This is a genomic window from Curtobacterium sp. LFS079, assembly GCF_047977865.1.
Taxonomy (GTDB): Bacteria; Actinomycetota; Actinomycetes; order Actinomycetales; family Micrococcaceae; genus Arthrobacter.
Genome location: NZ_JBFPFO010000007.1, coordinates 118,277 through 142,087 on the forward strand (window position 1 = coordinate 118,277; position 23,811 = coordinate 142,087).

Genomic DNA, 23,811 nt, shown 5'->3' on the forward strand with positions numbered 1-23,811 from the left:
CACCAGGCGCCACAGATGGCACTTGGCACATCCTTGCGCTCTGTTTGGAACCGGAGTCTGTTGCCCTGAACGGGCCTCACTAGCTGTGATTCGTACCACTAAGTTACTTCATCATCGATGATGATGCAACGATTCCCGGTAAATATCTGACCGTCTCCGGGGGTGATCCGATGGACTGGCGCCGCACCTCAGCGGGCCATGGCGGACAGGGACAGGCCGCCGTCGAGCACTACCATCTCGCCCACCGCATAACTGGCCTCGGGGCCGGCAAGCCACAGATAGATGCCCGTGATCTCGTCGATCCGGGCAGGCCTGCCCAGGGCTCCGCTGTACACGTCGTCCGGGTCCGCCGTCTCGCTGAAGAAACGGGTCTGGACATCGCCCGGGCATACGCCGTTGACCAGGATGCCGGCAGGTGCCAGCTCCATGGCCATCGACTTGACCAGGCCCATGAGCCCCCACTTAGCGGCGGCGTAGACCGCGTAGCCCGGCTCGGCCGTGAGCCCGGCCACGGAGGACGTGGCGATGATCCGTCCTGGCACCTCGTCCACCAGCATGCGGGCAGCGCCCGCGCGTATGGTGTTGAACGCGCCCCTAAGGTTGTTGTCCATCAGCCAGTCCCAGGCGTCATCCGGGGTGTCCACGGCGGGACGTTTGGGCAGCGATACCCCGGCATTGGCGATCACTACGTCGAACGGCAGTTCCGCTCCGGCGAAGTACTGCTCCGTGGCACGGGCATCGGCGACGTTGAGCTCGACGGCCTCCGCTCCGGGAATGTCCCGCGCGGCCCGGGCGGCTTCTTCGCCGTCCAGGTCCAGCAGCGTCACCCTGGCACCGGCCGCGGCGAAACGTTCGGCGATTCCCCTGCCGATGCCACGGGCGGCGCCCGTCACGGCTACCCGCTTCCCCGCGTGGGGCGACTCTCCGGTCATGGCAATGTGATTCCTTCCAAGAGTGGCTGTGCCGGGTACCCGGTCGCCTGGTGGCGCACGGACGCGCCCGGGTGGTTCCGGAAATCCTCGCCCGCCAGGCTGCATGCCATCGAGATCAAGGCGGTAATGGCCGGTGTGGGCGCCCCTGCCGCCTCGCCGAGTTGTTCCAGGGGAACGAGCCCGCACGGCACGTCCTCGGTGGTGAAGCGCGGCTGGAAGGTCGGGCCGAGCCGCGGCGGCAGTGCTTCCCGTGATCCCGGACCGTATGCCCGGGCCGCAAAGTCGTTCCGGCTAACAAAGTGCTCGCCGATCCCGAGGGCGGCCATCACATCCCTACGTTCGGCGTCGAGGACGTTCCGCAGGCCGTCCAGGGCCGGCGCTCCGAAATCGCCCAGGTGGAAGGCGCCGTTCGGCGGGATCAGGCTGTGTTCCTCCAGCGAGGCCGACACAGCGTTGAGCACCGCGGCGGGGACGTGCGCCACCGGATTCGGGTTGTTCAATGATGATGCGAGCTGGTGCCGGGCGGGCACGGCGGCCGGCAGCCAACGCGCCAGCCGGCAGGTTCCCCGCGCGACAGCTGCGGCGTCCGTCCCGGAGACTTCCAGCCAGCTCTTGACGGCGGCAACATGCACGCGGCCGTCACCCGGGGCGTAGGACAGATGGGGCGTGGTGTTCAGGGCCAGGACCGCGTCTCCGCTGGCAGTACACCCGGCGGCGGCGAGGCCGGCCGCGAATGCAGCGGCGCCGTTTGCATAACCGGTCGCCAGCACGCACAACTGGCCGTCCCGCAGGACGGGGGCCAGGCTGCGTGCCACATCCCCGTGCCGGTCCGCCGTCGTCGCCACGAAAATGACGTCGCAATCCGCAAGCCTGCCGTATGCATCCGTCATTTCCGGAAGGCCGAACGCGGCGGTGCCCAGATGCCCGCTGAGGGAAATCCGCCCGGCGGAACGCAGGTGCTCCAGCAGCTCCGCATCCTCGTCCACCATGCAGTGGAGCTCGCCGCCGCGCAGCCCGATCTGCGCTGCGAGCGCCATGCCAGAGCTGCCGCAGCCTATGATTCCGAGGTTCGTCATGGTGCACCGCCTGGCCGGACGAGCCTGCCGTGCCCCGGCCGTCCGATGGCTTCTCCGTCCCTGGCCACCTGGATGCCCCGCACCCAGGTGGCCACCACGGCCCCCTGGGTCCCGCGCCCGTTCCAGAACTTCGCCGCTTCCCGGCTCACCGAATGCTGGCCGGCAAGGTCAATCACGCCCCGACGGCCCAGGTCCACGAGGATGATGTCCGCGTCCCTTCCCTCCCGCAGTTCGCCCTTACAAGACAGTCCGAATACTTCCGAGGCCCGTTGGGACACCACCCTGCTCAGCCGGGGCAGCGTGAGGCGGCCCTGGTTCACGGCGGTCAGCAGGGCCGGCAGCACAGCCTCCAGTCCGTGCACCCCGGAGGGCGCGGACCAGATGTCATTCCAGCCCTTGTCCTTGTCCTCCGTGGTGTAGGGGGCGTGGTCGGTGCCGATGTAGTCGATCGTGCCGTCGGCGAGCCCGGCCCACAGCGCTTCAACGTCGGATTCGTTCCGCAGCGGCGGGTTGACCTTGGCGTAAGGGCCGAGGTGCTCGGCCTGGTCGAGGGTGTTGAACAGGTGGTGGGGGCAGGCCTCCGCCGTGACCGGCTGCCCGGAGGCTTTGGCACGGCGAACCCTTTCCACGGCCGCCGCGGTGCTGATGTGGGCAATCGAAAGCCGCGCGCCGGCCGCACCCGCGAGCAGTATGGCCCGTGCGACGGCCTCTTCCTCGGCGATCGGCGGCCTGGACTCTGCGTGCGCCCTCAGGTCCGTGCGCCCTTCCGCCTTCAGTTGCGCGGCCAGGCAGCCGCAGATGGAATCGTTTTCAGCGTGCACGACGGCGACCAGCCCGGTTTCCGCGATGGCCTTCATCGCTGCGAGGAAGGAAGCGTCGTCCGGCAGGGACCGGGCGTCGAAGCCCGGATCCGCGCCCGGCGCCGGGGCATTCATGAAGGATTTGAAGGCGACCGCTCCCGCAGCGGCCTGCTCCCCGATTTTCCCGGTGTTGCTGTGTCCGGCTCCGCCATAGAGCCCGTAGTCCACGATGGCCTTCGGCGCAACGGTTTCGTCCTTGTACCGCCAGCTTCCGGCGTCGGAGACGGCGGGAATTCCCGAGGGCATCTCGAGTACAGTTGTCACTCCCCCGACGGCGGCAGCTGCGGTCCCGGTGGCGAAAGTCTCCCGGTGCGGGTGGCCGGGGTCCCGCAGGTGGACGTGCGTGTCGATCATGCCCGCCATGACATAGAGTCCCGTGGCGTCCACGACGTCGGCTGCAGGCCGCGCGGCGCCGTCCCCGCCGCCGGGAGCACCGCCGCCGGTCCGCTCACGCAGCTGCGCGATCTTCCCGTCCCGCACGAGGACGTCGGCCTCGATGATCCGGTGCGGAAGGACCACCCGGCCGCCTGTGATGAGCAGTTCCGGTGCTGTCGCGGCCATCAGTCCTCCGACATCATGATCACGGCACCCTTGGTCTGGGTGTAGCCCAGCAGCGCCTCGTAGCTCTTGGACGTCCCGTAACCGGAATGTTTGCGCCCGCTGAAAGGCAGCTCGACGCCGTTGGAGAAGGTGTTGACCATGACCTGGCCGCTGTGCAGGTCCCGGACCATGCGGTGTGCACGGCCCGCATTGCGCGTCCACACGCCCGAAACCAGTCCGTATTCGGTGCCGTTGGCGAGGGCGACGGCTTCGTCGGTGTCGTCGAAGCTTGTCACGGTCAGCACCGGCCCGAAGATTTCCTGCTGGGCGATCACGGCATCCGGAGCCACGGCGTCGAAAATCGTGGGAAGCACGAAGTTTCCGCCTGCGAGGCGTTCGTCCTCCGGCACGCAGCCGCCTGTCAGGAGCTCGCCCTCGTCCCGGCCCAGCCGGATGTAGTCGAGCACGGTGGCTTGCTGCCGCCGGGAAATGACAGGGCCCATGCCGGGGTTTTCCAGGCCGGGGCCGAGGGTGGTCCCGCGGAAGATCCGGACGAGCCGTTCGACGAATTCGTCATGGACGCCGCGCTGCACCAGGAGCCTGGAACCGGCCGAGCAGGTCTGGCCGGCGTTCTGCAGGATGGAATTGGCCACGACGGAGGCCGCCATGTCCAGGTCGGCATCGGCGAAGACGATGTTCGGCGACTTCCCGCCCAGTTCAAGGTCCGCCGGGACAAGGTTCGCGGCGGTCGCCTGGCCGATCTTGATGCCGACCGGCACGGAGCCGGTGAACGACAGCTTGCCGATTCCCGGGTGGGCGGCCAGCGCGGCGCCTGCTTCGGTCCCCTTGCCGGGGACCACGTTGAAGACACCATCCGGCAGTCCGGCTTCGGACATGATTTCGGCAAGCCGCAGGGAAGACAACGGCGCTTCCTCTGCCGGTTTGAGGACGCAGCAGTTTCCGGCCGCGAGCGAGGGGGCGAGGGAACGGGTGGCCAGGCCCAGCGGATAGTTCCACGGGGTGATGTGCCCTGTCACGCCGTACGGTTCGCGATAGGAGAAGGTCATGCGGTCGGTGCCGGCCGGGATGATGCTGCCGAACACGGCTTCCACCATGTTGGAGTAGTACTCGAAGAAACGCGCGGCGAAGGCCACGTCGACCGCGGCCTGCCGCAGCGGCTTGCCGGTGTCCTGGCTCTCGATCCGGGCGAGCTCGTCTTCGTGCGCCACGATCGCCGCGGAGATGTTCCGCATGACCTTGGCGCGTTCGGCCGCCGTCGTCCGCTTCCAGCCGCCGTCGAAAGCCTGACGCGCGGCGGTGACGGCCCGGTCAACCTCGTCCGGACCGCACGCGGCAACGTGTGCGATTTCCTGTCCGCTGGAGGGGTCAAGGACCGTGGAAAAGGTGTCAGTGAACACCGCCCGCCCGTTGATGTGCGCAGCCCTTCGCCGGATTTCGGTGGTGTAAGTCGTCATTGCAATCCTCCTGTATGAGTCTTCGGGGTGCTTGGGCGGGCCGTGTCGCCGGCCCGGACGGGCTGCTGGGGCTGCGGGCGCTCGCGCAGCCAGTGCCTGGCAATTTCTTCCCGCGTGCTGAACAGGACATCACCAGCTCCGAGGGCGTGTTCCACGAAGTCCCGGAGTCCGGCCATGCGCCCTGCCTGGCCGGTGTGGCGCGGATGAATGCCGATGGACATCATCTTGGGCGCCCCGCGGTGGCCTTCGCGCCGCAGTTCATCAAGGCCACGTGTGCAGGTTTCCCAGAAGTCGAAGGGGCTGGTGAAACCCATTGGTTGGACGAGCCGGCCTTCGGTGTAGGTCAGGGTGTAAGGGACCACCAGGTGCTCACGGGTGCCGACCTCGGTGAAGTACGGGAGGTCGTCGTTGTAGGCATCGGAGTCGTAGATGAATCCTCCCTCCTCGACCAGCAGCCGGCGGGTGCTCATGCTGGGTCCGGTCCGCGAACGCCAGCCCACCGGCCGGCGTCCGCAGCTGCGTTCGATCGACTCGACCGCCAGCTTGATGCGTTCCCTTTCCTGCTGCTCGCTCAGTTCCGCGGGGTCGGTCCAGCGCCAGCCGTGCGCGCAGATGTCGTGTCCGCGCTCGGCTACCCATTCGCAGACCGCCGGGTTCCTTTCGAGCGCGACGGCGGGCGCGAAGAGCGTGGCAGGCAACCCGTATTCGTCGAGGAGGTCGGCGATCCGCCAGATCCCCGCGCGGCTGCCGTACTCGTAGACGGACTCGACGGCGAGATCCCGCCGGCCCGGCCTGGGTTCACGTCCTGGACCCAGGCTTTCCCCGTGAGGATCGCCTTCGAGGATGTTCCGCTCGGCCCCCTCTTCATAGGCGATGCAGAAGTTGACCGCGACGGCGGCGTTGCCCGGCCAAGTCACCCGCGGCTTGTGCCTGCCGTACCCGATGAAGTCCCGTGCCGGCCCTGGATCATTTTGCGGACTTTCCATTGAACCCACTCCCCTTCGAATCAGCTCTGCACTCTGCTGAAAATATCTTCATCACCAATGATGAAGTAGAAATCGGATGAGGTCAACAGATTCCCTGCGGCCGCGGCGACCGGCCCCGCTGTGCGAAGATGGCTTGCATGCGGCCGGGCCAACCGCAACTGGCTTGACGAAAGGGGCGCCGATGGTGACATCACCGAACATCGAGATGGAAATCCTGGCATTGACCCTGATCGGGGAATCGGATCGCCCGGTTGGCTCGTCCCGGCTCGCCGAAGCGTTCAACGAATCCGGAATCCAGGTGGCAGAGGCAACGGCAGGCCGCTTCCTCCGCTCCTTGGACAAACAGGGATTTACGGTCATACCGCGGCCTAAGCAAGGCCGCATCGTCACCGAACGCGGCCAGCAGCGCCTCGAGGAGCTCAAAACGACCCTTCGGGCTCAGGAAAACGGCGCCAATCTCGTGCGGGTGGCGAGCACCACGGACCTCAGCGAGCTTCTCGACTTTCTGGTGGTGCGGCGGGCCGTCGAATCAGAGGCGGCGAGGCTCGCCGCCGAATGCGCCTCCGACGACGAACTGGCGGAAATCACGCGGCAGGCCGCGGGCCACCGCGAAGCCGTCAGGGGCGGTACCACACCCAACAGGGATTCCTCGACCCTGTTCCATCGCACGGTTGCCGCCGCCACACACAACCGGATTCTCATATCGATGGCCGATCTCCTGATCGAACCGGCCAATCCGAACCTGACAAGCGTGCTGGAGGAAGTGTCGCTGAATTCGAAAGTGGTCTCCAAGCAGGCGCACGACCACTCGGAGCTGGCGGAGGCACTTTCCCGGCGTGACGCGGAACAAGCGGGCCGGCTCATGCACCAGCACATCGGCCACCTCATCAGCGCCGTCAGCGCCTATCTCAAGAAGGGCGGGACCGCGGCAAACTAGGCCGTCCGCCCGGGGCTGCATGAGCGGTGTCACGGGGACGCTGCGGAAGCAGGCGTAGGGTTCCGTAAGGCATTCGCATGAGGCGCGAAGGGGCATACTCTGATCATGTCCAAACCTACTAATTACCTGGAGTTTCGGTGACCTCCCCGGCAAGCCCCCCACCCGCACCTTCGATCCATGTCCGCGCCTTCATCACCTGGCTCGCGATCTTCCCGCTGGTCAGCATCGGAATGATGACGCTCGGTCCGTTGATCGAGAGCTGGCACCCTGTGCTCCGCGCACTGCTCCTGACCCTGTTGGTGGTTCCCGCGGCCGTGTACTTCGTCGTCCCGAAGTTGTTCGTAGGCTACGGTGCGCTGATGAGGAGCCAGGCACAGCGCACAACAAGGCGGTAGTAACCCACGTCACAGAGCGGCAGCCCCGGCCCGCGCTAAACTTGGTCCGTTATGAACCGCACAATGTTTAAGTCCAAGATCCACCGTGCCACGGTCACCCATGCCGACCTGCACTACGTGGGCTCCGTTACCGTGGACCTCGATCTGCTGGACGCTGCGGACATCCTGCCCGGCGAGCTCGTGTCGATTGTCGATGTCACCAACGGCGCCCGGCTGGAGACCTACACCATCGCCGGCGAGCGCGGTTCGGGCGTCATCGGCATCAACGGTGCCGCCGCGCACCTGGTGCACGTGGGCGACATCGTCATCCTCATCACCTACGCGGAGATGACCACGGAGGAAGCCCTGGCCTACGAGCCCAAGGTGGTCCACGTGGACCGCGACAACAAGATCCTCCAGCTCGGCAGCGATCCCGCCGAGGGCCACACGCCCGGGCTCCTGCGCCCGCCGCACGCCCTCAGCGCCTCAAAGCAGCACTGAGCGTTTCAAGGCCTGAGCAACGCGCTGCCCGCCCGCGCGTCCAGATGGCGGGAATCCACTCGGCTGGCACCGCCCTGGCGAATAAATCTGATTACGCTGGGATGGTGACCTTCCCCGGCAATCCACCCAGCGCTTCCGGAACCCTGTTGTGATCGACGTACTTTCCGGCTTCTTCGTCGTATGGGCAATCATCGGCGTGGGCTGGTTTGTAGGCAGGCGCGAGATCCTGGGTCCGAATGCCGGGCATACCCTCAGCCGCCTCGCCTTCTTCGTGGCCAGCCCGGCGCTGCTCTTCGAGACACTGTCGAAGGCACGGCTTGAAGACGTGCTGGGGCCGCAGCTCGCGGCCGCTGCGATCAGCGGAACGATCGTCGGCATCATCTACGTGCTGCTGAGCAAGTTCGTGCTGAAGCGGAAAATGCCCGAGGCCATGATCGGCGCGATGAGCGCCAGCCAGGCCAACAGCGCCAATCTGGGCATCCCGATCGCGGTCTACGTCCTGGGCGACGCCAGCTACGTGGCGCCCCTGCTGATCTTCCAGCTGGCCTTCTACAACCCGGTCAACCTGATGATCCTGGACACCACCCGCGGCACGCGCAGCACCAAACAGAACCCGCTGCTGAAGTTCCTCCTGATCATCCTGAAGAACCCGGTGATCGTGGCCTCCGCGCTGGCGCTGCTGTTCTCCGCCTTCCACGTCCGCCTGCCCGATCCTGTCCTGCAGCCGATCCATTTCATCGGCGGCGCTGCGGTGCCGGCCATGCTGATGTCCTTCGGCATGTCCCTGAACGGCAACCGGCCCTTCTCGGCAGCCAGCGGACGCCGCACGGACATCGTCCTGGCTTCCTCCTTCAAGCTCATCCTGCACCCGGTGCTGGCATTCCTGGCGGCGCGCTTCATCCTCGGCCTCAATGACCATGCCCTTTTCGCAGCCACGATCGCCGGCGCCCTCCCCACGGCGCAGAACGTCTTCGTGGCCGCCACCCGCTACCAGCAGGGAATCACCATCGCGAAGGACACCGTGCTGATCACCACGGTGATCGCAGTGCCCGCGATGCTCGTCATCGCCGCATTCCTGCACTAGCCCGCCGCGTCCCCAGCCCGCGACGCCGGAACCCACCCAGCTGACCCAGCAGCATCGCCCCGAAGGCAAGTACCAGGCCGAGTGTCTGCAGGGGGCCAAAGGTCTCGCCCTTGAGCAGCACGCCCAGGCTGGCGGCCATGAGCGGGGAAAGGAAGCCGAGCAGGGAGGCACGCGTGACCGGCAGGCGCCCGATCGCCCAGAACCAGACGGCGTACGCCAGCAATCCGCCCACCAGGCCAAGCCAGAGGTAACCGCCCACGGCGCGCGCATCGAACACAGGCGGGAATCCTTCTACCACGAGCGTCAACGGGAGCAGGAACAGCCCGCCCGCCGTCAACTGCCAACCGACCATCGCGACAGGCCGGACGCCTGCAGGACGTCCCCATTTCTTCGTCAGGACAACGCCAAGGGCCATCGACGCCGTCCCGGCCAGGCCGGCCAACACACCCACCAGATCCATTCCGGCCGAGCGTCCCAGCACCACGAATCCCACGCCCGCGGCACCGGTCACGGCCCAGGCGAGGCGCCAGAAAAGCAGCTTCTCGTTCAGCACGGCCACCGCAAGGAACACCACCACCAAGGGCTGGGTTGCGCCCAGGGTTGCGGCGACACCGCCGGGCAGGTGCTCCGCAGATATGAAGAGCAGCGGGAAGAAGAAGCCGATGTTGAGGAGGCCCAGGGCGGCCGCCCGGAACAGCCAGACGCCCTTCGGTAAGGCCCTGCCGAGCGCCAGGGCCACCAGGCCGGCCGGCAGGGCCCGGGCCAGGCCGGCGAACAAGGGGTGCCCGGCGGGCAGGAAGTCCGTGGTCACCACGTAGGTGGTTCCCCAGACCAGCGGGGCGAAGGCGGCGAGGGCCGTCACCGCTCCGAGCGGGAGGGCCCGACGGCGGGTGGCCGGCTTTGTGCCGTTCGGTGCCGTTCGGGCGGGGTAGGTCTTGGCCGGTGAACTCATGCTTCAAGAATCGCCGCGGAACAAGCATGAGTCCAACACATAGATTTCATTTGAATGATGAGCAGAATAGATGCATGGATTTGCAGCAGATGCGGTACGTGGTGGGCATCGCGGAAACCGGCAGCTTCACCCGCGCGGCGGCCCGGAACTTCGTGGTGCAATCGGCGCTGAGCCACCAGCTCGCGGCTTTGGAACGCGAGCTCGGAGTGCAGCTGTTCGTGCGGTCGAGCCGGCAGGTCCAGCTGACCGAGGCCGGCCGGGCCTTCCTGCCGCACGCCCGCGCAGCGCTGGAGGCTGCGGAGCGGGCGCGGGACGAGGCGGCTGCCGCCGACGGGGCTGTGCGCGGCAAGCTGCGGATCGGCTTCATCCCCACGCTCACCGCCGTCGAACTGCCCTCATTGCTGCGCGAATGCCGCAGCCGCTTCCCGGAACTCACCCTTGAAGCCCGGGTTTCCAACAGCGAGGAAATGATCCAGGAAGTCCGCAACGGCGCACTCGATGTGGCATTCCTGGGCCTCCTCGACGGCACCTTCCCGGCCGGGAGCGTCGAGCAAGGCTCTGTGCAGGGTGTCGCGATCCGGGAACTGAACCGGGACACCCTCGCGGCAGTCCTCAGCGAGGAGCATCCGCTGGCCCGGCGCAAGAAGCTGTCACTGAAGGAACTGGCCGAAGAAGCGTTCGCCGACTTCCCCCGGACCTCCGCCGGGCGGAAGCAGAGCGACGCCGCCTTCGCCCGGGCCGGCGTCGAACGCCAGGTCGCCTACGAGCTGGGCTCGATCGAGCTGACGCGGGAGCTGATCGTCAACGGGCTCGCCGTCACCCTGCTGCCGAGCCGTTTCGCCGCGCGCCTGGCGGGAGTCGCCGTCGTGCCGGTCACGGAGGAAACGGCGCGGCACGAGTACCTGATCTGGGACCGCCTGAATCCCAGCCCCGCGGCCCGGGCGTTCACGGCGTTGGTGGCGGAGGTCGCCCCGCCGGCTGAAAGCAAGCCCTAGGCCGGCACCAGCCCCACGGCCTGGGCGGTGAGCTCGACAGAGCGGAGACGGCTCTGCGTGCCGGTGCTTTGGTGGGCAACGATGAGTTCGTCCGCGTCGGCTTGCTTGGCGAATTCGTCGAGGTACTCGCGCACGGCGTCCGGTGTCCCGACCGCCGAGTACTGCATCATCTGCGCCACGTGCTGGCCCTGGGGCGAGTCGAGGATGAGGTCGGCCTCGTCGTCCGTGAAGGTGCGGCCGTTGCCGAAGAAGGTGGAGATGCGCGCCCGCTTGACGTCGAGCAGCATCTGCTGAGCGTCTGGCGCCGAGTCCGCGGCCACCACATTCACGCCGGCGATCACGTACGGTTCCGCAAGCTGTCCGGAAGGCTTGAACTCGCGGCGGTAGAGCGCGACGGCGTCCTGCAGCGCGGCCGGTGCAAAGTGCGAGGCGAAGGCGTACGGGAGTCCGAGCTGGGCAGCCAGCCGCGCGCCGAACAGTGAGGAACCGAGAATGTAGAGCGGCACGTTCGTGCCGCGTCCCGGCGTCGCCTCCACGCCCTGGATCCGGCTGGGCCCGCTCAAGTAGCCCTGCAGCTCGAGGACATCCTGCGGGAAAGTGTCTGCCGCCGTCGGGTCCCGGCGCAGGGCGCGCATGGTGTTCTGGTCGCTGCCAGGCGCGCGGCCAAGGCCAAGGTCGATGCGGCCCGGGTGCAGGGTTTCGAGGGTGCCGAACTGCTCGGCGATGGTCAGCGGCGAGTGGTTGGGCAGCATGATCCCGCCGGCACCCAGGCGAATGCTTTCCGTGTGCGCGGCGATGTGCGCGATCAGCACGCTCGTGGCCGAAGAGGCGATGCTGGCCATGTTGTGGTGCTCGGCGTACCAGATCCGCCGGTAGCCGAGCCGCTCGGCCAGTTGCGCCATGGCGACGCTGCCCGCGAAGCTCTCCGCCGCCGTCTGGCCTTTGCCGATGATTGCCAGGTCGAGGATGGAGAGGGGAACAGTCACGTCGGTGCCGGCCTTTCAGGATTCGTATCGGCCGCGCTCCGGCCGCATTTGGGACAACGACGGCGGGTGGCCGGGAAATTCCTGAAAGCCGGGTGGGCGGGGTCACTGCTCAGAAGTCGCCGTGTCTTGAACGGCTTCCCGCCGCGGCGCATCCTTGAACCGACAGAGGAGAGCACCATGACCCAGGACCCCCACAACAGCCACGCCGAGGGAACTGCCGGCGTCCTCGCCGCCCTCGCGTTCATCGACAACGTCGGCTTCCATGGCATCGCCACCAACCTCACCGGCCCGGCACCCAAGATCGACCGCAACTGGGTTGCGCTGATCAAGAATGCGCGAATCGCCGTCGCCGCCACACGATGGCCGGACGGACTCAATCCCCAAGTCCAGGCGTTCCTGACGGCTGCGGAGAAGCTTGTCTCGGCACTCGAGCTGCGCGACACCGTTGCCACCAAGGATCCCGCCGCGGAGCTGCACATCAGCTACCACGCCCTCAGCGACGCCGGCTGGCAGCACCTCGCCCAGGCCGCAGGGATCGAGGCGGAGAAGCACGATGCGGAAGGGCACGCGCACGGGGCGGAAGGGCACGAGCACCATCACCATTAGGGGTTCCGTGCTGAAAGGTCTGACCGAGATGCGCATCAGAGTCCGCGGAATAGCTCTCATTGTCAGTGTCACTCCCGAACAGCTCGCGGCGAGTGACCTTCTGACCATGAAGTTCGCCGCAGGATCCAACCCAAGCCTCTCGTATGAGCAGGCAGCTGCGGTGCAGGATTGGCCAGCGAATGTCACCAGGGTGGAATGCGTCATTTCCGATCGCAAGGACGCCTTGGTCGTGAATGCTTGCAGTCTCACGTTGTCTACCCTTCGGCGGGCGCGTGTTCCTGCAGCCGTGCCGCCAGAATGATCCGCCCGCGGTTAAAGACTTCTTTGATCAGGCGTCTCTCAGATTTCTTGAAGTGAGGAGCGTAGTGCTCACCTGGCGGAGTGATGCACTTCATGTTCAGCCCGCGGAAGAGCTTGTCGTAGCATCGGTCCACTTCTGCGGTGCGGTCGTCGAGGCTGGCTCCGACACTGCGGGCGATGTCGCCCAAGAGATTCCACGCGTTGATGAGTTGATTGCAGATGTCGTCCGAAATCGGCAGTGTAAGCAGCTTCTCCAACCCGTCCAGCTTCACCAGCTCGGCTGTTCCCTCTTCGAGCGTGAGTCCTTGTCGCTCAGCCAGCTCGCCGAGCTCTCGCGCTGTCCGCGCCCAGATGATTCGGCCGTCGTCGTCGATCAAGACGCCGTCGGTGTCGCCCTCAACCGGTGTCTCGTCGTCGGACTGCCACACAAGGCCGCGGCGCACACCGCGGAATTCGATCCACTGGGCAACGGAATACCTCATTCCCGCACTCTAGCGTCACGCCCGGCAATCTTTCGCCCGGCTCTCATCGGTTGCCAATCCGAAATGGACGTCACCGGGGCAGCAGGACCGCTACCTGGTTCCTGATGTCCTGGAGGATGTCTTCGACCGTACTGGCGGTATGGAATGGTGCTGCCATGGCCAGGAACATGATCGCGGAGACGATGCGCGCCAACGTTGAAGCGTCGTTGGGAGTGATGCACTGATCTCGTCGAAGCACTGCGATGATCGCCTCCTCAGTCTGGACGGTGAGGGCGAGGGCGTCGCGGTGGTGGGGTTCCTCGGGATCGCCGAAGATCATCTCCCGTAGGTAGGTGCGTCCGTTGTCGATTTGGACCCTGTTGCACTCGACGACCGGCCGGACAATGGCCATCAGTGCGTCCAGCACGTCCGGCGTGTTTTCGGCGGCTGCCTTGCCCCGCACGAGCGCGTCGGTGTAGCTCGAATTCTGCACCAGGAGAAGGAGTTCCCCCTTGGACTTGGCGTAAAGGAACAAGGTCCCGGCGCCAATATCGGCTTTGTCGGCGATCTGCTGCGTGGTGACTTCATCGACCCCATGCTGGGCGAACAGCTCGCGGGCCGCGGCAGTGATGCGGTCAAGCTTCTCCTGCTTGTTCCGTTCGCGGCGGCCGACCGGTTGTGGGGCAAGGGGCATGGGGTCCTCCGGAATACAGATTTCCGACTGGGTTCGGTGCTGATCCTAGTCAGTACCGCGTGGGCTCGGATTTGCTGTTGTTCATTTTCGCATCATGCCGGGACGCGGCAAACCTCCCTTTCCCGGTGTCTTCGGCGTCAGCTGGCTAAGAACTTGGCTGCTATCGGGGCGAATTGTTCGTGGAACTGGAAGATCCCGCCGTGACCGGAATCAGGGTAAATGATCAGTTCGGATCCGGCGATGCGACGGTGGAGGTCCTCGGAGAGGACGGATGGCACCATGCGGTCGTTGTCGCCGTTTGCGATCAGTGCGGGTTGGGTGATCGTGGACAGGTCCGAGGGCGCGCCCCGGCCCCACTTCTTGATCGCTTTAAGTTGCGTGCGGAAGGCCTTGACGTTGATCGGGGCATCACGTTCTTCGGTGCGTTCCGCCAGACGTTTCACAAATGCCTTGCCTGCGCGCTTGCCGGCGGTGTTGCGGCTGAAGAACAGGAACTCCTTTGGATCGGACCCGGTCAGGGTGGCACGCAGTATGTCGTAGTAGGTGATCCCGGCGACCTTGTCCATGTCTTTCCCGCCTCTGGGGCCGGTCCCGGTGAGGATGAGCTTGCGGACCAGCTCGGGGTGCTTGAGGACGAGGGCTTGGGCGATCATGCCGCCCAGCGAGAAAGAGAAGACATCGATCGTGTCGAAACCGAGCGCTTTGATGAAGGTGTAGGCGTCATCGGCCATTGCTTCGATGCTGTCGGGGACGGCGCCGGAGGAGGCTCCCACGCCACGGTTGTCGAAGGTGATGACGTGGTGATCCTTGGCGATGGCGTCGATAATCCGGGGATCCCAGTTATCCAACGTGGCGGCGAGGTGCACGAAGAAAATGACGGGTACCCCTCCCCTGGGTCCCAGCTCGCGGTAAGCGTAGCTGATCCCGCCGGCGTCGATGGTGCGGGCCGGGGCCTTTGCGTAGGAGGTGATGGCTGGCTGCTTGCCGGTGGCGCTCATGATTGTTCTCCTGATGTGTGGTTGATGACGACGCCGGTGATGATCGCCGCCGGGGTGGCCGGCGAAGGGTTGCTGATGACGGCCTTGCCGCGGATGCCGCCCGTTTCGATGGCCTGCAAGGCCTGGGGAGTTTGGTCGAACGGGAAGGTGCGTCCGACCACGGGACGCAACACGCCGTCGTCGACCAGCCCGGCGATCCGGGTGAGCTGCTCACCGTTGGCGCGCATGAAGAGGAACTCGTAACTCACGCCCAGCTTCCGGGCCTGACGGCGGATGCCGGCACTGAGGCCGCTGATCGCCAGGCGCAGCGCCGGGTTCAGGCCCATCTCCCGGGCGAAGGCAGGGTCCGGCGGGCCGGAGATACCGATGGCCTTGCCGCCGGGGCGCAGCACACGGAGGGATTTCCCGAGGTTCCCGCCGCCGAGGCTGTCGAGCACCAGGTCATAGCCCTCGAGGAGCTGTTCGAAGTCCTGGGTGCGATAGTCGATCACGGTGTCCGCGCCGAGGCCGCGGACGAATTCCGAGTTGGCGGCGCTGGCCGTGGTGGCCACGGTGGCGCCGAGGTATTTGGCGAGCTGGATCGCGATGGATCCGACCCCGCCCGCTCCGGCATGGACGAGGACCTTCTGTCCCGGCCGGACCTTCCCGCGCTCCACGAGGGCCTGCCATGCCGTCAGCGCCACCAGCGGCAGTGAGGCTGCCTCCTCCATGCTGATCGACGCCGGCTTCAACGCCAGATCGGCCTCGGCCACGGAGATGCGCTCGGCGAACGTTCCGATGCGTTCCTTCCCCGGCCGGGCGAACACCTCGTCACCCGGCGCGAAACCCCGGACCTTGGCGCCGACCCGGATGACAGTCCCGGCGAGATCGTTGCCCAAGGTCAACGGGAGCTTGTAGGGAAGGATCCGCTTGAACTCGCCCGCCCGGATCTTCTCGTCGAGCTGGTTGAGTCCCGCGGCCTCCACCTGGACGAGCACGTCCCGTTCTCCAACCTCGGGCTCGGGAACGTCGGCCTCCTGTACCGGCCCTTTGTACTTGGTGACGACGAACGCTCTCATTTGCAGGTGCTCCTTCGGTGTGTCAGGCCAGATCGAATACTGACTACACTCAATATTGAGCACACTCACTAAAATTGTCAAGGAAGCTGCGTGAGCGCAACACGCACGAAGGCCCGGGGTCATGCCCCAGGCCTTCGTGTGAGCAACGACGCTCTTTACTTCATCTTGAAGTTTGCGTAGATGCTGGAGCCGTCGGCCGCCTTCATCGTCAGCTTGTAGCAGGATCCCGGGGTGGCCGGGGTCTTCCAGTTGTAGATGAACTGGCCGCCGGTTGCGTCGTAGCGGAGCGAGGTGTTCCCCGTGGACGTCAGCTCGATGTCATCGACGGTGGTCAGGGTGCAGGTGATCTTCGCTGCGCTCATCGTCACCAGGTTGGTGTCCGTCAGTTCCGTGCTGCCGGCAAAGACCTCGAACTTCGCCGGAACGGTGCTGCCGCCCTTCACGGTGTTCAGCACACCGTTCATGTCAACCGGCTGGTAGAAGCCCTTGATCGTCCAGGCCATCACCGTGTACGTCTGCTGGGCGGTGGAGGTACGGCCGGCGTTGTCCGTGGCCGTCGCCGTCAGCGTGTGCGTGCCGACCAGGTTGGAGTATCCGGTAACAACGCAGCCGGCCGGGCCGGATACATCATCCGAAGCCGTGCAGCTCGGGGCCGCCGCGACGGAGCCGAAGTAGGCGTTGGCCACCACCGAATCGAACGAGGCCGTGGGATCGGTCTTGTCCACCTTGTAGCTGTGGCTGGCCGCACCTGCCGCCGTCACGTTGCCGGCAGTGTCCTCGAACGCCGGGCTCTGCACCACGACGGCCGAACCCTCACCGCTGCTGGTAGCCGTCTGCGTGGCCGACGCCGGACCGGACGTCGCGTCCGTACCCGTGAACGTCGCCGTCACATCCGAGGTGTACCAACCGTTGGCTCCGACCGTACCGCTGGCGCTGGTGTAGGCAACGTCCGGTGCGGTCTTGTCGATCTTGAAGCTGTGGCTGGCCGCACCTGCGGCGGTCACGTTGCCGGCGTTGTCCTTGAACTCGGGGCTCTGGACCACGACGGCGGAACCCTCACCGGAGGAGGTGGCGGTCTGCGTGGCGTTAGCCGGCCCGGAGGTCGCATCGGAGCCGGTGAACGTGGCGGTCACGTCCGAGGTGTACCAGCCATCATTGCCCGCGGTGCCGCTTGCGCTGGTGTAGGCAACACCCGGCGCCGTCTTGTCGATCATGAAGCTGTGGCTGGCCGCACCGGCCGCGGTCTCGTTGCCCGCGTTGTCCGCGAATGCCGGGCTCTCCACGACGACGGCGGATCCCTCACCGCTGCTGGTGGCCGTCTGCGTGGCCGACACCGGACCCGAGGTCGCGTCCGTACCCGTGAAGGTTGCGGTCACATCCGAGGTGTACCAGCCGTTGTCGCCGGCCGTTCCGCTGGCGCTTGTGTAGGCAACGCCAGGTGCCGTGCCGTCCTTCTTGATGGACACGGTTACCGGACCGGCCGATCCGCCGCTGCTGCTCGCGCTGCAGCTGTGGTCCGCCGGAAGCTGGTCGAGGCTGATGAGTTCGTCGGAGCAGCCGGTCAGCGACAGGGTGCTGGGCGAATCGGATTCAGTGACCGTCCAGTCCAGGAAGACCTCGCTGCGGTACCAGCCGTTGAGTCCGTCAGGCGCTACAGGGTTGAGTGTGTAGCTGATTCCAGGGGCTGTCGCATCGACGATGTTGTAGTTCAGGGAGCTGGCAGCGTGGAGGCCGCCGGCGTCCGTGTAGCTGCAGCTTGCTGTCTGGCTTCCGACGCCGGTGGCGGCGTCCGGCCCGCTGACAGCGCTCAGGCTCGCCGCGAAGGAACTCGGGCCGTCCTCGGCGTCAGTGACGTTGCAGACCGCCGCCGGCACGGATCCCTTGGAGTAGGAGGAACCGGCGGAGACCCCGCTGATGGACAGCGTAGGCGCGGTGTTTGACGGGGCGGGGGCGGTGACGTTCACCTGGAATGTTGCCGGCGCAAGGTCGAAGGTTCCGCCCGAGGTGTTGCTCACCACGTTCGCGCTCACGGTGGTCGAGCCTGAGGTGAGGGGAGTCACCGTCGCCGTCTTGGTATCGCCGCAGGACGTGAAGGTGAGACTGGAGGGGCTGACGGTGGCCACCGACGGCTGGCTTGAAGTGAGGCTGAGCGTCAGGATGGTGGAGCCCGTGAGATTGCAGCCGCTCTTTCCGTCCCCGTTGGTCGGGTCCAGTGCCAGGACTGTGCTTCCGGTGGCGCCTCCCGCGTTCAGCGGCATGACTTCGGCAACCGAATCAACGGTGGCGTCGAGGTTGTTGTAGATGTTATCCGCCCAGGCAACCCCGGCTGCGGAGAGGAACAAGGCACCCGTGGCCAGCGCAACGCCCGCCTTGAGACCTGTTTTCCGTAATTTTTCCCGTTTTCCGGGCGCGTGCTGACATGCTGGTTTTCCCATTTTGAGTGCCTCCCCAGACTGGTGCAGCCCCCGCGGCCGCAGCGTTTTCCCACGGTAGGACCGGGCTTGCACAGGGCACACGCGTAATCCCCACCCGTCTTTCTCCGGCGAGTACTCGTCTTTTCCGGCCTTTGTTTCGCCGCACTACTTGGTTCCTTCCCGCCCGGGTTCCGAATATGACCTTCGCGGACCCGCCGTTAAGCCCGGTTTCGCCCTGTATCCAAGCGTTTCAAAGTGCTTTGACTGGCCTGTTTTCGCTGCAGGATAGTTGCTGCCACAAGCACACCGTTCAGCAGAAAAACAGGGGTATTCCATGGCTATTCCGGCCTTCACAAAGGGCACCGCGCTGGTCCTTGCGGCAGCAGCAACTCTCGGACTTGCGGCTTGCTCGGACCCGGGCGCAACCGCAGCCCAAGGCGCCCAGGGGGCGGCAGCGCCGTCGTCGTCCGCTGCCATAGGTGGGAAGACCTTCAACCTCAGCCCCGAGCAGGACCGTTTCCCGGTGAGCAAGGACGACGCCGCCGCGGCCCTGGTGCCGGAGGCCATCAAGGCGGATGGCAAGCTGACAGTGGTCACCACGGGCGGCACCGCGCCGCTCAGCCTGTTCGCGACGGACAACAAGACGCTGATCGGCAACGAAGTGGACCTGGCCTACGCGGTGGGCGAGACCCTCGGCCTGAAGGTGGAGGTACTGCCGGTGGCGTGGGCGGACTGGCCGCTGGGCATCGAGTCCTCCAAGCACGAGGCCGTGCTCTCCAACGTCACAGTCACCGAGGCGCGGAAGGAGAAGTTCGACTTCGCTACCTACCGCACGGACCTCCTGGGCTTCTATGCGAAGAGCGACTCGAACATCGGCGAGATCAAGGAGGCGAAGGACGTGGCGGGCAAGCGGGTGATCGTGGGCTCGGGCACCAACCAGGAGGCGATCCTGGTGCGCTGGGACGAGGAGAACAAGAAGAACGGCCTGGCGCCGGTTGAGTTCCAGTATTACGACGACGACTCGGCCTCGTCGCTGGCGATCCAGTCCGGCCGTGCGGACCTGACCTTCGGTCCAAACGCGGGGGCCGCGTACAAGGCGGCGAAGGACGGCAAGACCAAGCAGGTGGGCACGGTGAACGGCGGCTGGCCGCTGAAGGCCGACATCGCGTTTACCACCAAGAAGGGCAACGGCCTCGCGGTTGCTGCGCAGGCGGCTTTGAATTCGCTGATTAAAAACGGGACCTACGGGAAGATTCTGGACCGGTGGGGGTTGGCTTCGGAGGCTATTGCGAAATCGGAGCTGAACCCGGCCGGGTTGCCGAAGAAGTAGGGCTGTTATCTATTGCTCCGTAGGTGTCGTTCAGACGTGTGAGAACGACACTTACGGAGCAATCGTTCGTCGACAAGCTCGAAGGATCGGTGTTCGCACCGCAGAGCACGACGGCCACCGTCTCACCGTCGGCGGGCCGGTACGCCCCGGACAGCAGGGCAACGTAGGCAGCCGCCGCTCCATGCTCGACGACGATCCGGTGGCTCTCCCACAAGCGCCGCCGCGCATCGATGATGTCGTCGTCGCTGACCAGGACGCTCTGCACGCCGGTACGCCGGGCGACATCGAAGCCGATTTCGCCGATGCGGCGCGCCCCGAGTGAATCCGCCGCGCTTCCGGACACAGAAACGTCCACAGGCCGGCCAGCGGCGAGGGCCTCGTGAAAGGTCGGCACCGTCTCCGGCTCGACTCCCACCACTCTGGCCTTGCCTTCGACAGCGGCGGCGATGCCGCCCATCAGCCCGCCCCCGCCAACGGCCACCAGGAGGGTGTCGACGTCGGGCAGTTCGGCCAGGATCTCAAGCCCGACGCCTCCGGCGCCGGCCACGATCCCGGGCTGGTCGTAGGCATGGCAGAGAATCGCGCCGCTGGATGCCGCGAACTCGGCAGCGGCGGTGAAAGCCTCTGCGTACTCTGCCCCGTGCTGCACCACTGTGGCGCCAATGGCATGAAGTTTCGCGACCTTGTTAGCGGTTGCCGTCTCGGGGACAAAGACCGTGGCGGGCACTCCCAGGCGGGCCGCAGCGTAGGCGTTGGCCAGGCCGGCATTTCCCCCGGAAGCAACCACGATTCCTGCGGTTTCGGAGAGCTCGCCGCCCTCCCAAGCCGTGAGCTGCCGATTGAAGGCGCCACGTGCCTTGAACGAGCCGGTGTGCTGCATGAATTCGCATTTGAACCAGAGGGTGAACGGCAATTCTTCCCCGGCCGCAACCATCGGCGTGCGCCGGATCAGGCCGGTAGTCCGTGCGTAGGCTGCCTCTACATCTGTACGGGTGATCATCCTTCTGCCTTTCCTCGCCGCCCATCCTCGTGTGTTGGGGAGGGCGGAAAGGATGGCGGCGCATCGCGCGGTCTTGCCGTGCGGACCTGACCTGTGGCCCGAACGCGGAGCTGCGTACAAGGCGGCGAAGGACGGCAACCGATAGTTGACCTAATATAAAGTTAATAGGTTGTCAGAATGAGAGATCAAACTAACCTCCTTCTCACCTTAGCGCTACCCGAATCCGGCCTCAACTGAGTCGACCATTCGCAAATTACTTGGCATATACGGTCTTACGGGGTTCGTCTCAGTTAATCTGGCCATCATGGATGCTTCTCGGGAGCTGAGATCGATAACCTCCCTCCGGGCAAGGTCGAGAGAGCTGACAGATGTTATGACAACCTATGGGTAGGAAGGAAACGCCTCTTACGGAGTGGGGGTGGAGGGGACCAAGGTCCGGAACTCCCGCGAGAACACGCTTGGATTCGTTGCGCCGTCTAACAGATCACAGGTAGAGGCATTACGCTCAAATGTCACAGACGATCTGGGGGAATCATGAGCAGCACAAAAAACTTCTTTGAATCACCGCAGGCTGCTGCAGTCTATAAGCACAAGCTATTGAAGGCGTACATACCGGCCTGGGCGGGAAAAGTTGGATCAACCGCACAGGATGGGAAAGTTGTCGTCTACGACGCCTATTCCGGACCCGGACGATATGCCAACAACCAGCCTGGCTCACCGGAGCTGTTGGTAGATACCGCAGTCGCGATGGAAAATCTACGGCGGGTTCATACCGTGTTCAGCGAGCGGGAGCAGACATACTGCTCTCAACTGCGGAATTTACTCTCGGAGAAGGGCGTTGATCCGACGAGCTACGAAGTTAGACAAGGTCCGGTCGAAGAGCACCTCAATCATGTTTTAGCCTCCATAGGCGATCACCCACTGTTTGTCTTCCTTGATCCCTTTGGCCTAACTGTTCCATTTGACCGCGTGGTTCAGGTTCTAACGTCCCGAGACCAGCCCAACCTTCCCAGATCAAACCAGCCTAAAACTGAGTTACTGATGAATTTCTCTTACGAGGCAGTAAGACGTATTTCCGGAGCTCTCCGGTCTGAGAAGCGTTACGCCGCAAAAGCAGCTCAAATAACGGCCCTGGATAAGGCCCTCGGCGGAGACTGGTGGCACGAGCTGGCGGAATCCGAGCCTGACGGTTGGGTAACGGAAGTCTTGGTCGGTTTCGCCGATCGCGTCGCTCTGGCCACGAGATGTAGTTACATCACTGCCGATGTTTCCGACTCCCTTGAAGCTAAGCCGGTTTACGAGCTCATACTCTTCACTCGCCACCCTGACGGTCTCTGGGAGATGAATAACGCCATGTCTCTTGCAAGGAAGGATTGGCGCCAATGGCTCGTAGAGCAGAAGGAAGGTATGGCAGGTGGTCAGGCCGAGTTGAGGGGCCTCGCGTTCGACGACAACGAACTCGCGTGGAGCGAAGAAATTGAGTCGAACTTGGAAAGCCTATTAGGCACTTTCCCCGGGTTTACCTTAGAGGACAAGCTTGACCATGTACTTGGACGCACACTTGGTCTTGCACGGGAAAAGCACATCCGTTTGGCACTGAAGTCTCTGGAGGCACGAGGAATCATCCCCTCTGGCACCGCAAAAGGTAAGCTACAACGCGCCTACATCGCCAGGGTTGGCTTACCGGCTGGCATCTGATCCCACGTTTGACCGTCCAGTTCCCGCCCTCCGCTCTTGGGGCGGATGCCTCCCCACTGCTTGAAGAAGAACGGAGTACCTGAAGATAGGCAACTGTCCCGCAGCTCCCGAACCCACTCTGGGTCCATTCGCCTCGCCTTGGATCCGCTCTCACCTCCGGCTATCACCCAATCGATTGCACCCAGCGGAACGTCTGGAATCGGGCCGAGGAGGGGTTCGCACGAAATGAACCGCACTGAGGCCGGCACTTTTACGAGATCGAGCACTCTCTGATACTGGTCTGCCGACTCCACGCTCGTGCCCATCCATAAGTTGCTTGGCCATTGAAGCTGATCAGCAATCCGGGCCAAACGACGAGGCCGCTTGGTTAAGACCTGATAGGTGTGGCGTGGCGTCTCCGAAATGACTTCAAAAACGTCCCGAATGAACGACAGCGGAACCCTGGCATGAAATAGGTCGCTCATAGAATTCACAAATACGACTCGCGGGCGCTTCCAAGAATATGGCGTGGAAAGAGCTTCAGGATGAACAGCGAGACCGAAACCAGGACCACTCGTCCTGGGGTCTCCATCATTCTGATACTTTGCTGCCCCCATCGCCTTCAATCGCCTGGCTAGCGTCAGTGCATAACAGTTATCGCAGCCTGCTGACACGCGGTCGCAACCTGTCGTCGGGTTCCAGGTAGCTTCGGTCCACTCGATAGAGCTCTTATCAGACACTAGGACAGACTAGCGCAATCGAAAGTATGTTCTAAGGATGTGGTAGTCGTGGACACCACCGGGCCGATCGTGTCGCGCTGGCGCTTTGAAAGTTCACACTCTCGGAAGCGGCCCACACGCGCAAGAACAGGACAGCAGCAGCCAGGCCCCCTGAACGGTCCTGGGAACGGGTAGCTTCCAGGCATCAACGCCCACCCTTGCGGCCAAAGTTCCGCAGCCATGGACGAGAGGGTACTTGCAGTGAGTCTTGCTAGTTATTCTGAGCAACACTTGCTATCCTAAGAAAATGAACACCGACCTTGGCACGTATCTTCGTGCTGCCCGGAAAGCGGTAGGGTACACACTTCGACGCGTGGAAGAACTGTCTGAGGGTGTGGTCAAAAACGGCTACCTAAGCCAAATTGAGAGCGGCTCAATCAAGATTCCATCTACCAAGATTCTTTTTGAGCTAGCTCGAGTGTATGGGGTTGAATATTCGGAGATCCTCCGAATCGCAGGCCTCCCATCGGATTCAAATCAGCTTCCGACTGAATCCCGCCTCGCGCGGATCGCCGGGGTTCCGGCAAGCGCACTCTCTGACCTCACTGAGCAGGAAACGAAACAAGTAATGGACTTCCTCGCGTTCCTGAAGTCCCAGCGTTAGCATGACAGTCCGCGACGATTAGGTTGCAAGCTGTGGTCCGCAGAATGTCAGACCACCCTTGTATCCTTCCATCAACAGGAGGAGCGAGTATGTCTACGCAGTCAATCACTCGGCCGGGTCTAACGGTACAGACAACCCTTGCCGAGTTACTCAATTTTGAGCAGTCCACCGACATCGTTGTCGAGTGGGAGA

Annotated in this window: 23 protein-coding genes; 9 read left to right on the top strand and 14 right to left on the bottom strand. The window is 64.5% G+C overall.

What is annotated here, in order from left to right; genetic code table 11:
• Positions 1–188 precede the first annotated feature (188 nt).
• The 5 genes from ACNQPB_RS13360 to ACNQPB_RS13380 are packed head-to-tail and all read right to left on the bottom strand — an operon-like array spanning position 189 to position 5,869.
• A complete protein-coding gene (locus ACNQPB_RS13360) occupies positions 189–932 on the bottom strand; it encodes an SDR family NAD(P)-dependent oxidoreductase (RefSeq protein WP_498752431.1) in 744 nt (247 codons plus the stop codon).
• A complete protein-coding gene (locus ACNQPB_RS13365) occupies positions 929–2,008 on the bottom strand; it encodes an NAD/NADP octopine/nopaline dehydrogenase family protein (protein WP_498752433.1) in 1,080 nt (359 codons plus the stop codon). The genes ACNQPB_RS13360 and ACNQPB_RS13365 overlap by 4 nt, the downstream gene beginning before the upstream one ends.
• On the bottom strand, positions 2,005–3,429 hold the full coding sequence (locus tag ACNQPB_RS13370) for a dihydroorotase (RefSeq protein WP_498752435.1): 1,425 nt from the start codon (positions 3,427–3,429) through the stop codon (positions 2,005–2,007). The genes ACNQPB_RS13365 and ACNQPB_RS13370 overlap by 4 nt, the downstream gene beginning before the upstream one ends.
• Positions 3,429–4,883, bottom strand: a complete 1,455-nt coding sequence (locus tag ACNQPB_RS13375) for an aldehyde dehydrogenase family protein (RefSeq protein ID WP_498752436.1) — start codon at positions 4,881–4,883, stop codon at positions 3,429–3,431. Before ACNQPB_RS13375 ends, ACNQPB_RS13370 begins: the two co-directional genes overlap by 1 nt.
• Positions 4,880–5,869, bottom strand: a complete 990-nt coding sequence (locus tag ACNQPB_RS13380; protein WP_498752438.1) for a polysaccharide deacetylase family protein — start codon at positions 5,867–5,869, stop codon at positions 4,880–4,882. The genes ACNQPB_RS13375 and ACNQPB_RS13380 overlap by 4 nt, the downstream gene beginning before the upstream one ends.
• 181 nt (positions 5,870–6,050) lie before the next feature.
• Between ACNQPB_RS13380 and ACNQPB_RS13385 the strand changes: the two genes are divergently transcribed.
• From ACNQPB_RS13385 to ACNQPB_RS13400, 4 genes are all read left to right on the top strand, one after another.
• A complete protein-coding gene (locus tag ACNQPB_RS13385) occupies positions 6,051–6,806 on the top strand; it encodes a FadR/GntR family transcriptional regulator (protein ID WP_498752440.1) in 756 nt (251 codons plus the stop codon).
• Between the two features lie 137 nt (positions 6,807–6,943).
• On the top strand, positions 6,944–7,201 hold the full coding sequence (locus ACNQPB_RS13390) for a hypothetical protein (RefSeq protein WP_498752442.1): 258 nt from the start codon (positions 6,944–6,946) through the stop codon (positions 7,199–7,201).
• A gap of 51 nt (positions 7,202–7,252) precedes the next feature.
• Positions 7,253–7,681 carry an aspartate 1-decarboxylase gene (panD, locus tag ACNQPB_RS13395; RefSeq protein WP_498752444.1) on the top strand — a complete coding sequence of 143 codons (429 nt, stop codon included), beginning with the start codon at positions 7,253–7,255 and terminating at the stop codon, positions 7,679–7,681.
• 148 nt (positions 7,682–7,829) lie between these two features.
• Positions 7,830–8,765 (top strand): AEC family transporter, encoded by a 936-nt coding sequence (locus ACNQPB_RS13400; protein WP_498752446.1) that lies wholly within the window; start codon positions 7,830–7,832, stop codon positions 8,763–8,765.
• Here ACNQPB_RS13400 and ACNQPB_RS13405 read toward each other — a convergent pair.
• Positions 8,743–9,717 (bottom strand): EamA family transporter, encoded by a 975-nt coding sequence (locus ACNQPB_RS13405; RefSeq protein ID WP_498752448.1) that lies wholly within the window; start codon positions 9,715–9,717, stop codon positions 8,743–8,745. The two genes, ACNQPB_RS13400 and ACNQPB_RS13405, sit on opposite strands and share 23 nt — an antisense overlap.
• A 74-nt stretch (positions 9,718–9,791) precedes the next feature.
• Here ACNQPB_RS13405 and ACNQPB_RS13410 point away from each other — a divergent pair, with 74 nt between their 5' ends.
• Positions 9,792–10,712 carry a LysR family transcriptional regulator gene (locus ACNQPB_RS13410; RefSeq protein WP_498752449.1) on the top strand — a complete coding sequence of 307 codons (921 nt, stop codon included), beginning with the start codon at positions 9,792–9,794 and terminating at the stop codon, positions 10,710–10,712.
• Here ACNQPB_RS13410 and ACNQPB_RS13415 read toward each other — a convergent pair.
• Positions 10,709–11,698, bottom strand: a complete 990-nt coding sequence (locus ACNQPB_RS13415) for an LLM class flavin-dependent oxidoreductase (protein WP_498752450.1) — start codon at positions 11,696–11,698, stop codon at positions 10,709–10,711. The two genes, ACNQPB_RS13410 and ACNQPB_RS13415, sit on opposite strands and share 4 nt — an antisense overlap.
• A gap of 177 nt (positions 11,699–11,875) precedes the next feature.
• Between ACNQPB_RS13415 and ACNQPB_RS13420 the strand changes: the two genes are divergently transcribed.
• Positions 11,876–12,304: a hypothetical protein gene (locus ACNQPB_RS13420; RefSeq protein WP_498752452.1), complete on the top strand. Its 429-nt coding sequence runs from the start codon at positions 11,876–11,878 to the stop codon at positions 12,302–12,304.
• Positions 12,305–12,558: 254 nt separating this feature from the next.
• On the opposite strand, the gene ACNQPB_RS13425 is transcribed toward ACNQPB_RS13420, so the two are convergent.
• The 5 genes from ACNQPB_RS13425 to ACNQPB_RS13445 form a co-directional block, all read right to left on the bottom strand.
• A complete protein-coding gene (locus ACNQPB_RS13425; protein ID WP_498752454.1) occupies positions 12,559–13,086 on the bottom strand; it encodes a hypothetical protein in 528 nt (175 codons plus the stop codon).
• A 70-nt stretch (positions 13,087–13,156) separates the two neighbouring features.
• Complete coding sequence (locus ACNQPB_RS13430) at positions 13,157–13,759, bottom strand: TetR/AcrR family transcriptional regulator (protein WP_498752456.1); 603 nt, start codon at positions 13,757–13,759, stop codon at positions 13,157–13,159.
• 137 nt (positions 13,760–13,896) lie between these two features.
• The gene (locus tag ACNQPB_RS13435; RefSeq protein ID WP_498752458.1) at positions 13,897–14,757 is read right to left on the bottom strand and encodes an alpha/beta fold hydrolase; all 861 of its coding nucleotides are present in this window, start codon (positions 14,755–14,757) and stop codon (positions 13,897–13,899) included.
• Positions 14,754–15,815: an NADP-dependent oxidoreductase gene (locus ACNQPB_RS13440; protein WP_498752460.1), complete on the bottom strand. Its 1,062-nt coding sequence runs from the start codon at positions 15,813–15,815 to the stop codon at positions 14,754–14,756. The genes ACNQPB_RS13435 and ACNQPB_RS13440 overlap by 4 nt, the downstream gene beginning before the upstream one ends.
• A gap of 155 nt (positions 15,816–15,970) precedes the next feature.
• Positions 15,971–18,157 carry a PxKF domain-containing protein gene (locus ACNQPB_RS13445; RefSeq protein WP_498752462.1) on the bottom strand — a complete coding sequence of 729 codons (2,187 nt, stop codon included), beginning with the start codon at positions 18,155–18,157 and terminating at the stop codon, positions 15,971–15,973.
• 406 nt (positions 18,158–18,563) lie between these two features.
• Between ACNQPB_RS13445 and ACNQPB_RS13450 the strand changes: the two genes are divergently transcribed.
• Positions 18,564–19,559: an ABC transporter substrate-binding protein gene (locus ACNQPB_RS13450; RefSeq protein WP_498752464.1), complete on the top strand. Its 996-nt coding sequence runs from the start codon at positions 18,564–18,566 to the stop codon at positions 19,557–19,559.
• On the opposite strand, the gene ACNQPB_RS13455 is transcribed toward ACNQPB_RS13450, so the two are convergent.
• Positions 19,513–20,559 carry a threonine/serine dehydratase gene (locus ACNQPB_RS13455; protein WP_498752466.1) on the bottom strand — a complete coding sequence of 349 codons (1,047 nt, stop codon included), beginning with the start codon at positions 20,557–20,559 and terminating at the stop codon, positions 19,513–19,515. The genes ACNQPB_RS13450 and ACNQPB_RS13455 overlap by 47 nt on opposite strands.
• A gap of 534 nt (positions 20,560–21,093) precedes the next feature.
• Here ACNQPB_RS13455 and tcmP point away from each other — a divergent pair.
• On the top strand, positions 21,094–22,257 hold the full coding sequence (tcmP, locus tag ACNQPB_RS13460; protein WP_498752467.1) for a three-Cys-motif partner protein TcmP: 1,164 nt from the start codon (positions 21,094–21,096) through the stop codon (positions 22,255–22,257).
• Here the strand turns inward: tcmP and ACNQPB_RS13465 are convergent.
• On the bottom strand, positions 22,221–22,976 hold the full coding sequence (locus tag ACNQPB_RS13465) for a DUF5131 family protein (RefSeq protein ID WP_498752469.1): 756 nt from the start codon (positions 22,974–22,976) through the stop codon (positions 22,221–22,223). The two genes, tcmP and ACNQPB_RS13465, sit on opposite strands and share 37 nt — an antisense overlap.
• 286 nt (positions 22,977–23,262) lie before the next feature.
• Between ACNQPB_RS13465 and ACNQPB_RS13470 the strand changes: the two genes are divergently transcribed.
• Complete coding sequence (locus ACNQPB_RS13470) at positions 23,263–23,619, top strand: helix-turn-helix domain-containing protein (protein WP_498752470.1); 357 nt, start codon at positions 23,263–23,265, stop codon at positions 23,617–23,619.
• The last annotated feature ends 192 nt before the right edge of the window (positions 23,620–23,811 follow it).